Genomic DNA, 12,149 nt, shown 5'->3' with positions numbered 1-12,149 from the left:
CGGCTGGGTGGCAGAATGGCTTATGCGGAGGACTGCAAATCCTTTTATACCGGTTCAATTCCGGTCCCGGCCTCTTTCATTTTCTATATCTTGTAAAAGTTGCTCAATTCAACAGTAGCTTTAAGTGTGTAACCTATAGAGAAAATTATTCATAAGTAAAATCAATTTCTTTTCAAGTTATGGTTATACTCTTATAACCTCAGTTATGGATTAGAAAATAGATAAAAGTATAACTAAGAAGAGGGAAACAGGGTAAACTCGAGTATTTTAGTAATAATAAGAGGTTACACATGAAGAAAGATATTACAGAACTGTACTGTTGCGTCGAGGATTTTTGTCGTGCGGTAGATGATAATTTTGCAAATAGGTTCTTATCAAACGGCAAAAAACCAACCAGAGTACCAGAAATAGCGCACTCAGAAATTCTAACCATAATCCTATTATACCATAAATCACCATGTAAAAACTTCAAGGCTTTTTATCTTTGTTATCTTCAGTTATTCTATAGATCAGAGTTTTCAAAGCTGCCTTCATATCACAGATTTATTGCCTTAAAGCCGCGAGTTTTGTGGTATTTAGCATTACTTTTGCAATGGTTTTGTGAACAAGCAAAAATGACCGGGATTTCCTACATAGATTCTACTTCAATAGCAGTATGCCATCGAAAAAGAATCTCAAGAAATAAGGTTTTCAAAGGATTAGCAGAGTTAGGAAAGAATACTTACGGCTGGTTTTTTGGTTTTAAATTACATGTAGTAATCAATGAAATAGGTGAAATTCAAGGTGTTACGCTAACCAGAGGTAACGTCGATGACAGAAAACCTGTACCAACTCTAACCAAAAAACTAACTGGACTTTTGTTTGGAGATAAGGGCTATATAAAGAAAGAGCTCTTTGAGAAACTATTCGATAGAGGTCTAAAACTCGTCACTAAAGTGAAAAAAGGTATGAAAAATGCACTGATTTCGCTGAAAGAGAAGATTTTACTAGGGAAAAGATCGATTGTTGAAACGGTTTTTGGCTGCCTAAAAAACAAATTTGAACTTGAGCACACTCGGCATAGATCCACAGTAAATTTCTTGGTACATATTTTTTCTACCCTCATTTCTTATTCAATGCAATCGAAAAAGCCCTGTATTTCTCAGCTTTACTTCGTTGGTTAATCCATAACTGGGGTTTATAGCGTTACATGGTAAAAAATAAACTAAAAATAAGCAAAATGTTTTACAAACGTAATTTACTATTTTTACTACCGCCTGAAGTTGCTCACTCTTTGGCAATTATGGCATTAAAGAAAATACCTTATAAGAATCCTATAGAGCTACCAGAATCTTTGAGTGTGAATTTTTTTGGTAATAAGCTCAGAAGCCCCGTGGGCCTGGCTGCAGGTTTTGACAAAAATGCAGAAGTTATAAGGCCTATGCTTTCATTTGGTTTTGGATTTATTGAAACTGGTACTGTAACTCGTAATCCACAATATGGAAACAAAAAACCAAGAATTTTTCGGTTAGTTGAGGATCAAGGGATAATTAACAGATTGGGATTTAACAATAAAGGAATAGACTATTTTCTTAAACAAATAGATAAACCCAAGCTTGATGACTGCATTTTTGGCATAAATATAGGAAAAAATAGCGCATCGAAAGACCAAATTAGTGATTATGTTGATTTAATAAAGATGGTATATGGAAAAAGCAATTATATAGTACTGAACATCTCATCCCCAAACACGCCTAATTTGCGCAATCTGCACAATAAGCAAGAATTATCGGAATTACTGAAAGCTATCCGCAGATCAATTGATAATTCTAAATCCATACCAATAATATTAAAAATCTCACCAGATATAGATCAGCAAACGAAAGAAAATATCGCTGAGCTTGCACTGGAATATAAAATTGACGGTTTAACAGTAAGCAACACTACGGTAAGTAGAGATAATCTGCATTCCCACCACAACGAAAGTGGCGGATTGAGTGGCAAACCACTGTTCAAACTTTCAACCGAGTTATTGGGCGATATGTACAAATTTACTAAGGGCAAAATATTATTGATAGGGTGCGGAGGAATCTCAAGTGGTGATGATGCATATAAAAAAATAAAGGCAGGAGCTTCTTTGGTGCAGTTGTACACTGCTCTCATATACCACGGACCTCAAGTTGTAAACAAAATTAATCTAGAACTTGCAGAACTAATAAGGAGAGATGGATTTAGTAACATTAGTGAGGTAGTGGGTTGTATACATTAGACATCTTCTCTGTCATCTGAATAGCTGACACTGGTTCCTTTATGACGGCAGTGCCCAGAGGCGTCATCCCAGTGCCCAGACACTGGGATCTCATTTCACCTTATGACGGTGTCATCCCAGTAACCTCCTTCTCCTGTCATCCCAGTGCTTCCTTCTTCTGTCATCCCAGTGCTTCCTTCTCCTGTCATCCCAGTGACCTTACCCAGAAAAAGTAGAGAGGAAGTTAAGCCATTTTCATTATGAAAATGATGAATCAAATTTTTCAGGAATGCAATAGTTAATAGTAGAATGTCTACGTTGTTTGTTATAAAAAATTTCTATGTATTCAAATATTGCGGTTCTAGCTTGTTGTGCGGAGTGTTGTGAGGTATCAATGAGTAATTCCCTCTTTAGTGAACTAAAAAAGCTCTCCGAAACAGCATTATCGTAACAACAACCTTTGTGACTCATGCTAGAAATAATACTTTTTGTATTCAGTAAAAATTGATAATTTTTAGAGGTATATTGTGAACCTTGATCACTATGAAATAGCAGATCTTTGGCTGGTTTGCGCTTATCAACAGCCATCAATAAAGCATCTATGCTTAGTTATTGTACTACTCATTAACTACCATACGTGAATATAGATCAATTATTGCTGCCAAATATAGCCAACCATCCTTAGTTTTTATGTATGTAATATCAGTTACCCATACTTTGTTTGGCTGACTAGTAGTAAAGTTTTGGTCCAATATATTGGGAGCTATTGTCAGTCTGCTGTTTTTTGCTTTTGAATCTTCGCCTCAGTCTAGCTTGAATGCCATTTTTTTGCATGACATCCTGCACTGTTTTGATGTTGCAATTTTTACCTAAAGCCTTTAGTTCAGCATGAATTTTAGGTGCACCATATCTACAATTAGATGCTTGGTATATTTTTTGAATATCTGCTAGAAACTGCTCCCTTGTTGATTCTTTGCTGCTTTTCTTCTTACTAGTCCATTTGTAGTAGCCGCTAGCAGAAAATCCTGCATAACTCCTGTACTTTATAGTAGTTTCTATGCTTTTTGATAAATAAATATTTTACTCTTTGTGACTTGCCCAGGGCTTTTTTTAAAATGTCTCTTTCTCTAGTAACTCTTGTTAGTTCTTTCTTTAATTCAAACTTTTCTTTATCACATGGTGCCAACTTTCCCTTACCAGGAAATGCTTCTTCTATTGATCCTTTTTCGTTATATTTTTTTATCCAGTCACTTAGTGTACTGTTATCTATTCCTAAATCTTTAGCTATTTTGCTTGCTGACTGCCCCGTTTCCTTTACCAACTTTATTGCCTCTAATTTAAATTCCACTGTGTAATTCTTTCTGTTCTTTACCATAATAAGCCCTCATGATCATGTTTTATTTTACCTCAAAAATGGCTTAACTTCCTCTCTACTTTTTCTGGGTAAGGTCAAGCAGTTGTGTTAAAATTCAATAGAAAAATGGAAAATATTAAAGATAATTTTTACTTGTGGACTATAAAACTAAAAAGACTTGTTTTTAACATACTTAACGAATTTGCTTTTTCAATCTTTAATAGTTGTATCTCATCACTTTGAAATACTCTACTATATTAGAATGACCTGCAAGAATAGCTAAATTTAAAGGAATGTGGCCATTTCTAGCAGCTATTTTAAAATTAGAACCTTTTTCTATAAGATACTTTACTACTTCCAATTTGCCTTTTTCAGCAGCTTCATGCAAAGGAGTATAACCAATAATGTTAACAGCATCGACTTTAGCGCCATTTTCTATAAGATATTGTACTACATTTAAATGACCTTGATCAGCAGCTTCATGTAGAGCAGACCATCCCCCTCTATTAGTAGCATTTACATTGCCACCGTGTTCTATTAGATATTTTAATACTTCTAGGTGATTATTATATGCAGCGCCATGCATAGGAGTTAAACTGCCATTCTCCGTAGCCTTTAAATCAAATCCTTTTTCTATAAGATATTTTACTATATCCAAGTGACCACCTTCAGCAGCAGAGTGAGTAGGAGTTCTATCATAATTATCATTAACTGCAAAATCAGCACCATTTTCTACAAGATAGTCTACTATATTCAAGTAACCACATAGCGCAGCTCTATGCAAAGGCGTTGAACCATATGTATTCATAGTTGCAACATTACATCCTTCCTCTTCTATCAAATGTTTTACTACTTCTAATTTGCCTGATTCAGCAGCATAGTGTAGCGGAGTATCACCATAATAATCACTAGCTTTGCTATCAACTTTTTCTCCAATAAGCTTTTTGACTTCATCAAAACTATGCAGCCCTAAAGCATATAATTTTTTATTTAATTCTCTATTAAAAGCCATATATTCCCTGTCTACGAGCTAATTTCTACCTTACAGTTCCAATTTTGTCAATACGCCATTTTTACCTTCTTTTTAAATTATCGAGTACCTAAAAGCTCAATATCAGCGGTATAAACAAAAAACATAAGAGCTATGAATAAGTACTTAAAGTTTGTGTAGGCGTACTTATTCATAGCTACGCTATTACTAGATAGAAGCAGCCTTAGGGCTATATTTCTCAGCAAACACCCTACCATCTCTGACTAAAGAGTTGGCTAGTAAAAGTAGTTTTCTCATAGCAGCGGTAGAAGCAACTTTATATGGTTTTTTGTATTGATCATATAGCCTATCAAAGAAGATTTTCATATAAGAATTGTACCTTTGCGCACTAAGAATACACATATGTAAAACCTTTCTAATTTGTGATCTACCACCCTGAATACACCTTTTTTCTTTGCTAAAACCGCTATCTCGATTAAAGGGTGCAACTCCAGAAAGGCTAGATATTTCTTTCTCTACTTACTTCTGAGCATAGTAATACTACTGTTACAGCTATACCGGAAATAAACACAACTGTAGTAAATAACACAATAATGCTAGGCATTCTAGCCACTGGCCTGTTTAACAAAACACAATATAAACAACCAATTCATGAAAATCTTTTGTCGCCAAGAGAACAATCAATGAGGTTAAACAATATAGATGAGAACATGATTATAAAAGCCATACAACATGGTAAAGAAAAGTTTGGGGATCCTGATACTAAGATGGATGAAGTGAAAATTAGTGGTAACAAGACTGGAATGTGGAAAAGGAAATAAATAGTTAATGTGCCCCTCATACTGAGCGTGGTATATAGTTTTGGAGGCCAAAGGGAAGGTATGGCAATCATTTATCTCTTTCTTGTTATTTTCGATTGCTCATTACGCTAACCATGGATTAGAAAAATAGAAAGAGAAGAGAGAAAAAAGGGTAATCTCCTTTTGGTTATCTTAAAAATAAACTTGAGATAGACCTTCTGTTAATTTCTTGGCTCACATCTTTTCTACTCCTATTCCATGAAATCCAAAAAGCCTTTCCTTAACCCAGTTGTAAGAACCTGTTCATAATCTTTTAAGGAGTAAAGAAGTGAAAGCAAGAACGACCATTTGTAAGCTAGTGTTGAGTTTCCGCTCGCAATTTTTCCACAAACGCCTACATTTTTCCAACCAAGCAAAAGAGCGCTCAACAACCCATCTCTTTGGCAGTACAACAAAGGTGTGTAATTCACTTCGCTTTATTACTTCGACCGTCGAACCAATAGTTGCTTTTATTTGTGTTGCAAAATTTTCTCCAGTGTAGCCTGCATCAACAAGTATATTTTTAACTTCAGAGAGTTTTTCTTTAGCATTTTCGACCATTTTCATGGCACTGCTGCGGTCGGTTGCTTCTGCCGTTGTTACATAAATCGCGTGTGGTAAACCTTGTGTATCTACTGCAATATGGCGCTTTATTCCTGAAATTTTTTTACCTGCATCGTAGCCCTTATTTTCAGCAGTATCTGCATTTTTTACGCTCTGAGCATCAATTATACAAAAACTAGTTCTTTCTTTCCGACCATTGCTGATACGTGTCTCTCCAACTAATTTTTTTTAATACACGCTCCAAAGTACTTTCTGTATCTTCGCTTGGTTTTTCACTCCATTTTTTAAAATATTCGTAACAACTTCGCCATTTTGGAAAATCTTTTGGCAGCATTCTCCACTGACAGGCACTTTTTAGGACGTACAGCACTGCACAAAATACATCATACAAATCAAGTTTTCTTGGTTTTGTTTTCTTCCTACTACTCTCCAGAATTGATCTGATTTTTTCAAATTGTTCTCGACTTATGTCACTTGGGTATAAATTTCTCATATATCCTTATTCATATACATCATCTCATAGTTTATCACTTTTTTGAGATTATGAACAGGTTCTAAGAACCTGTTAAGGATCTCGAAAATATGAGGTAAAGTAGGCATAGTTAAGAAAGAGGTATATCTATGCAAAAAAGCTATCCAAGCGATATAAGTCAAGAACAATTTGAAAAAATCAGACCAATACTGGAGAGTAGCAGAAAGAAAACAAAACCAAGGAAACTTGATTTGTATGATGTATTTTGTGCAGTGCTATATATCCTAAAAAGCGCCTGCCAGTGGAGAATGCTGCCAAAAGATTTTCCAAGGTGGGAGAACGTGTATTACTATTTTCAAATGTGGAATAAAAAGAATGGAGCAGAACCAAGCTTGCTGGAAGTAGTCTTAAAAAAAATTAGTTGGAGAGGTTCGTATCAGCAATGGTCGGAAAGAGAAAACCAGTTTCTGTATAATTGATGCACAAAGTGTTAAAAACACAGATACTGCTGAAAAAAAGGGCTATGATGCAGGTAAAAAGATTTCAGGCATAAAGCGTCATATTGCAGTTGATACGCAAGGCTTGCCACATGCAATTCATATAACAACGGCAGAAGTAACTGATCGTAGCAGTGCTGTGGAAATGGTGGAAAAGGCTGAAGAAAACCTCTCTGAAGTTAAAAATATACTGGTTGATGCTGGCTATACAGGAGAAAATTTTGCAACTCAAATAAAAGCTACTATTGGTGCAACTGTTGAGGTAATAAAGCGAAGTGAATTACACTCTTTCGTTGTATTGCCAAAGAGATGGGTTGTTGAGCGTTCTTTTGCTTGGTTGGAAAAATGTAGGCGTTTGTGGAAAAATTGCGAGCGGAAACTCAACACTAGCTTACAGATGGTTGTTCTCTCCTTCATTTCTCTCTTATTACGAAGATTTTAAACAGGTTCTTAAGTTGACGCCATTGTCTGAACAGATACCTGTCGCATTAAACAACAGTCTGATATTAGTTTTAATTCTTCTGTCAGTTAGTTCTTGTCTGTCAGATCAAATTTTGTCTTTTACATTCTTAAGCCTTTAGCTCCTCAAACACCTCACTTGCTCTATTTAAAACAGAATCAGGAAAACCAGCAAGTTTTGCTACATGTATTCCATATGACTCATCTGCAATGCCTTCAATTACTTCATGTAGAAAGATAACCTCTCCGTTCCACTCTCTTATTTTTACACAAAAACATTTCACGTTCTTCAAGTATTTGCTTACTTTAGTTAATTCATGATAATGAGTTGCAAAAATGGCGCGGCACTTATTTACATTGTGAATATGTTCAATCACCGCCTGTGCAATAGATAATCCATCATACACCCCTGTGCCCCTACCAATTTCATCAAGTATCACCAAGGAACGATCTGTTGCCTGGTTGACTATTGTTGCTGTTTCAATCATCTCCACCATAAAGGTGGAATAACCAGCTGTTATATTATCTGTTGCACCAACCCTGCTGAATATCTTGTCAATCACTCCAATATGTGCACTATCTGCTGGCACAAATGACCCCATGTGAGCTAAAATTGCGATGAGAGCATTTTGCCTCAAGAAAGTGCTTTTTCCAGCCATATTAGGACCAGTAATTAGATGTATACCCGCTAAATCGATGCTATTTGCAATGAATTTATCGTTAACTTCAATCACTGGATGTCTTCCATTACAGATATTGAACTCTTTACTGTCATCGATAATGGGTTTTACGTAATTATTTTGCACTGCAAGCTCCGCAAACGTGGCTCTAATATCAAGTTTTGCCAAAGCATTTGCAGCAAGAGCAATTTTTTCAGATTCTTTAGCGACTTCACTACACAGTTCACTAAAAATTTTCATTTCTAAGCTGATTGCAGCATCACGTGCCGTAAGAATTTTATTTTCTAGTTCTTTCAATTCATTAGTAGTGTAGCGCATGCTATTTGCCAAGCTTTGCCTATGAATAAATATATCTGAAGTTATTTTGTGATTTGCCGACACTTCAATGTAATAACCAAGTATGTTGTTGTGCAATATTTTTAGTGCAGCAATGCCAGTTAAATCGCGATAAGATTCACGGAGTTTGGTTATCAGTTTATTACTATTATTTAATATGTAGGATAACTCAGATAGTTCCTGGTTATATTTTGGATTGATAAACCATCCTTCTTTCATGGAACTAAGGTTGTTATTAAGCACAGCACTATCTAAAAGCTCAAACAGGTCTTTATGATTGCCAAGGCTTTTATGTATTGTGCTGAGTTCACTCTCGTCACTACTTATCACCTGAGTAGTAGACACTGGTTCCTTTTCTCTGGTCAAGCACTGAAATGACATCTGAAAGTTAGCTGCTGGTTCTTCACTTAAACAATAATTATGCAAGGTAGACAGAAACTCAGACAACTCTAAAGTTTTTCCTAGGCCTATTTTTAATAGGTTCATATCCTTTGGTGAACCACGCCCTAGTATTAAGCGCGATAAAGACCTCTCAATATCTGGAATGTTAGATAGTATCTCCCGTATTTTTTTGCGCGCCTCATGACTGTTTACAAAAAATTGAGCGGTGCTGAGCCTCAAATTGATTGCCTTGGAGCAAGCAAGTGGTGAAGCAAGAATTTGTTTGAGCAGACGTCCACCAGAGGCTGTAACTGTGTGATCAATAACTGAAATTAGTGAACCTTTCTTTTCACCAAATTGAGTTGAAAATAACTCAAGATTTCTCCTTGCTGAAGCATCAATAAGCATGAAATTTTGTTGCTTATAGGTTTTTGGGAATTCAAGCCTTGGAATAGAGCCCCTTTGTGTTACTCTGACATATTCAAGCAGTGCACCGCACGCCATGATTTCTACTTTGCTGAAATTTCCTATACTTCCAAGTTCCCTGATTTTATAAAACTCGCATAATGTTCTGTGAGATTTACTATACTCAAAAAAGCTTTGTGCGTGTTGCGTAATTGATATTTTATAATTTTTTAAAATCGATCTAATTTTTTCGTCCTCAGTGAATTTTTCAGAAATTAATAATTCTCTTGGTGATATACGCAATAAATCACTATCTAGAGCTTTCAAACTCGTTAAAGTGTGAAAAAATTTTCCCGTTGATAATTCAAGCCAACTAATAGCATATTCGTCATTTTGTTCAACTATGGACGCGAGATAATTATTGCTTTTATCCTCCAGTAGTGAATCTTCTATAATTGTACCTGGAGTTACAACTCGCACTACATCACGTTTTACTATGGATTTATAGCCCCTCTTTTTTGCTTCATCAGCAGTTTCTAATTGGTCACAGATTGCTACTTTGAATCCTAAATCTATTAGCTTGTGTAGGTAAGATTCGCTACTGTGTGCTGGCACTCCACACATTGGTATTTCTTGCCCATTTGAATTGCCCCTCTTGGTTAGCACTATATTCAGCAATTTCGCAGCTTTAATAGCATCATCGAAAAACAACTCATAAAAATCTCCCAGCCTATAAAATAGCAGATGATCCTTGTATTGAGCTTTCAGGTTCAAATATTGTTCCATCACAGGAGTGTTTCTTTCTTTCACAAAGCTCATAATATTTTTTAATATATTGTATTGGTGATAAATTCAATGTTATTATAGATTATATTGCACATACATAAAATTTAAATAAGTGGAGTATGATACAAAAACAAATTGAGCAATTTCTCTGTCTTTCTACCTTTTTCTTCACCGATTTAAGTGCTTTTATAGCTATAATGTGCTATCGAAGTTCTCTGTAATCTTAGTTGGTTCTTCTAGAATATTCAAAATATCAGTTGCACAATAAACCCGATCTCTCTTTCCTTGAGAAGTTTGTGAAACGATGCCTAAATCTTCAAGCTTTACGATTGCTCTTTGGGCTGTTGTAAATACGACACCTAAGTTTTCAACCACTTTCCTTATAGTAAAGTAAGGGTTTACAGCGAGATACCTTACAATACCACTCGCAACTCCTTCAGTTTTAGAACTAACTTCAGTTTGCCAATTTGCAATCAAAATGTTAATTCGTTCTGCTCTTGACAATGCATCCAATGATTGCAGTACTACACCATTTAAGAAAATAAGAGAGGTAGTCCTCAACAACTCATGATATAAATATATCTTGAGGAAAAAAAGCGGTGTATGGTCCCAGAGTGTGATGGTATGATAAAATGTGAGAAAAAAATACCATCAAGGGAGGAATTATGGTTACATGGGTGCGCCAAAATAACAGAGACAATTCGTAGAGCAATACAAAATAGTAAAGAGAGCATAGCAAAACTCTCCAGGTACTATAACCTTAATCCAAAAACTATTGTCAAATGGAGAAAACGCTCATTCACTAAAGATAGTGATATGGGTCCAAAACATCCAAGATCAACTGTCTTAACTTTAGAAGAAGAAGCGATAATTGTTGCATTTCGCAAGCATACACTTTTACCATTAGATGATTGCCTTTATGCTCTCCAGTCTACAATTCGACATCTAACCCGATCTAGTCTACATCGTTGTTTACAAAGGCATAACATTAGTAGACTACCAGATGTTGATGGTGAAGTTAAACCAAAAAAGAAGTTCAAACAATACCCTATAGCATATTGATATTGCAGAAGTCAGAACAGAAGAAGGTAAGTTATATTTGTTTGTTGCAATAGATAGAACATCTAAATTTACCTATGTTGAGTTGCATAATACTGCTACAAAACCCATAGCTGCTGAGTTTCTACGTAATTTGATTAAAACCTTACCATATAAAATACATACCATTTTAACAGATAACGGCATACAATTTACCAACCAGAAGCGTCATAAGTATGCTTTCAAGCACATATTTGATAGAGTTTGTACAGACAACGACATTGAACATTGTTTGACAAAAGTTAGCCATCCTTAGAACCTGTTTAAAATCTTCGTAATAGGAGAGAAATGAAGGAAAGGACAATCATTTGCAAACTGGTGTTGAGTTTACGTTCGCAATTTTTCCACAATCGCCTACACTTTTCCAACCAATCAAAAGAGCGTTCAACGACCCACCTCTTTGGCAATACAACAAAGGTATGTTCGTTTTATTACTTCAACGGTTGCACCAATAGTAGTTTTTATTTGAGTTGCAAAATTTTCTCCTGTGTAGCCAGCATCAACCAATATGTTTTTAACTTCAGAGAGGTTTTCTTTAGCATTTTCGACCATTCTCACAGCGCTACTACGATCAGTTGCTTCTGCAGTTGTTACATAAATTGCATGTGGTAGACCTTGAGTATCAACTGCGATATGGCCCTGAAATCTTTTTACCTGCATCATAGCCCTTTTTCTCAGCAGTATCTGTGTTTTTAACACTTTGAGCATCAATTATACAGAAACTGGTTTTCTCTTTCCTACCATTGTTGATACGGACCTCTCCAACTAGTTTTTTTTAAGACCAGTTCCAACAAACTTGGTTCTTCTCCATTTTTTTTACTCCAGATTTGAAAATAGTAATATATGTTTTCCCACTTTGGAAAATCCTTTGGCAACATTCTCCACTGGCAACAACTTTTCAGTACGTATAAGACTGCACAAAATACTTCATATAAATCAAGTTTTCTTGGTCTTGTTTTCTTCCTGCTACTCTCTAGTATTGGTCTGATTTTTTCAAATTGCTCTCGACTTATATCACTTGGATAATTTTTACGCATAGATACACCTCTTTCTTAAATCT

The 12,149-nt window shown here is 35.5% G+C and carries 8 protein-coding genes, 1 tRNA gene and 4 pseudogenes; 6 read left to right on the top strand and 7 right to left on the bottom strand.

The features are described from left to right. Nucleotide 1: 1 nt before the first annotated feature. From NBW39_RS02980 to NBW39_RS02970, 3 genes are all read left to right on the top strand, one after another. Nucleotides 2-73 (top strand) — tRNA-Cys (locus NBW39_RS02980). 217 nt (nucleotides 74-290) lie between these two features. Next, nucleotides 291-1,163, top strand: coding sequence for an IS982 family transposase (locus NBW39_RS02975; RefSeq protein ID WP_250294632.1), 873 nt, complete (start codon nucleotides 291-293; stop codon nucleotides 1,161-1,163). A 26-nt stretch (nucleotides 1,164-1,189) separates the two neighbouring features. Then, the gene (locus tag NBW39_RS02970; RefSeq protein WP_250295565.1) at nucleotides 1,190-2,248 is read left to right on the top strand and encodes a quinone-dependent dihydroorotate dehydrogenase; all 1,059 of its coding nucleotides are present in this window, start codon (nucleotides 1,190-1,192) and stop codon (nucleotides 2,246-2,248) included. A 237-nt stretch (nucleotides 2,249-2,485) separates the two neighbouring features. Here the strand turns inward: NBW39_RS02970 and NBW39_RS09195 are convergent. The 3 genes and pseudogenes from NBW39_RS09195 to NBW39_RS09190 form a co-directional block, all read right to left on the bottom strand. Next, nucleotides 2,486-3,602 (bottom strand): annotated as a pseudogene (locus NBW39_RS09195) (IS3 family transposase). A gap of 196 nt (nucleotides 3,603-3,798) precedes the next feature. Then, nucleotides 3,799-4,593, bottom strand: coding sequence for an ankyrin repeat domain-containing protein (locus NBW39_RS02955; RefSeq protein WP_250295564.1), 795 nt, complete (start codon nucleotides 4,591-4,593; stop codon nucleotides 3,799-3,801). A gap of 186 nt (nucleotides 4,594-4,779) precedes the next feature. Beyond that, nucleotides 4,780-5,085 (bottom strand): annotated as a pseudogene (locus NBW39_RS09190) (transposase); the annotation flags it as partial. 80 nt (nucleotides 5,086-5,165) lie between these two features. Between NBW39_RS09190 and NBW39_RS02940 the strand changes: the two are divergent. After that, nucleotides 5,166-5,393 (top strand): hypothetical protein, encoded by a 228-nt coding sequence (locus tag NBW39_RS02940; protein WP_250295562.1) that lies wholly within the window; start codon nucleotides 5,166-5,168, stop codon nucleotides 5,391-5,393. 282 nt (nucleotides 5,394-5,675) lie between these two features. Here the strand turns inward: NBW39_RS02940 and NBW39_RS02935 are convergent. Then, nucleotides 5,676-6,468, bottom strand: a protein-coding gene (locus tag NBW39_RS02935) for an IS5 family transposase (RefSeq protein WP_250294670.1) whose coding sequence is annotated in 2 segments (ribosomal slippage) — nucleotides 5,676-6,203 and nucleotides 6,205-6,468 — 792 coding nt in all. Because the reading frame shifts where the segments join, the coding sequence is not laid out codon by codon here. Between the two features lie 128 nt (nucleotides 6,469-6,596). Between NBW39_RS02935 and NBW39_RS02930 the strand changes: the two genes are divergently transcribed. Next, a protein-coding gene (locus NBW39_RS02930) for an IS5 family transposase (RefSeq protein ID WP_250294658.1) occupies nucleotides 6,597-7,386 on the top strand; the annotation gives its coding sequence in 2 pieces (ribosomal slippage) (nucleotides 6,597-6,857 and nucleotides 6,859-7,386; 789 coding nt in all). Nucleotides 7,387-7,513: 127 nt separating this feature from the next. Here the strand turns inward: NBW39_RS02930 and mutS are convergent. Then, on the bottom strand, nucleotides 7,514-10,024 hold the full coding sequence (gene mutS, locus NBW39_RS02925; RefSeq protein WP_250295475.1) for a DNA mismatch repair protein MutS: 2,511 nt from the start codon (nucleotides 10,022-10,024) through the stop codon (nucleotides 7,514-7,516). Between the two features lie 159 nt (nucleotides 10,025-10,183). Then, entirely contained in the window at nucleotides 10,184-10,552 is a 369-nt protein-coding gene (locus tag NBW39_RS02920) for a Fic family protein (protein WP_250295474.1), read from the bottom strand. A 63-nt stretch (nucleotides 10,553-10,615) separates the two neighbouring features. On the opposite strand from NBW39_RS02920, the pseudogene NBW39_RS02915 reads away from it, so the two are divergent. Beyond that, a pseudogene (locus tag NBW39_RS02915) lies at nucleotides 10,616-11,342 on the top strand (DDE-type integrase/transposase/recombinase); the annotation flags it as partial. A 10-nt stretch (nucleotides 11,343-11,352) separates the two neighbouring features. Here the strand turns inward: NBW39_RS02915 and NBW39_RS02910 are convergent. After that, nucleotides 11,353-12,126 (bottom strand): annotated as a pseudogene (locus NBW39_RS02910) (IS5 family transposase). Nucleotides 12,127-12,149 lie beyond the last annotated feature (23 nt).

The organism is Wolbachia endosymbiont of Oedothorax gibbosus (assembly GCF_936270435.1).
In the GTDB taxonomy this organism is placed as follows: Bacteria; Pseudomonadota; Alphaproteobacteria; order Rickettsiales; family Anaplasmataceae; genus Wolbachia.
This window is presented reverse-complemented; position numbering and strand designations above follow the sequence as displayed.

Coding starts and splice junctions, on each gene's coding strand:
- NBW39_RS02970 (WP_250295565.1), top strand. CDS start 1,190: ATGGTAAAAAATAAACTAAAAATAAGCAAAATGTTTTACAAACGTAAT.
- mutS (WP_250295475.1), bottom strand. CDS start 10,024: ATGAGCTTTGTGAAAGAAAGAAACACTCCTGTGATGGAACAATATTTG.
- NBW39_RS02975 (WP_250294632.1), top strand. CDS start 291: ATGAAGAAAGATATTACAGAACTGTACTGTTGCGTCGAGGATTTTTGT.
- NBW39_RS02955 (WP_250295564.1), bottom strand. CDS start 4,593: ATGGCTTTTAATAGAGAATTAAATAAAAAATTATATGCTTTAGGGCTG.
- NBW39_RS02940 (WP_250295562.1), top strand. CDS start 5,166: ATGCTAGGCATTCTAGCCACTGGCCTGTTTAACAAAACACAATATAAA.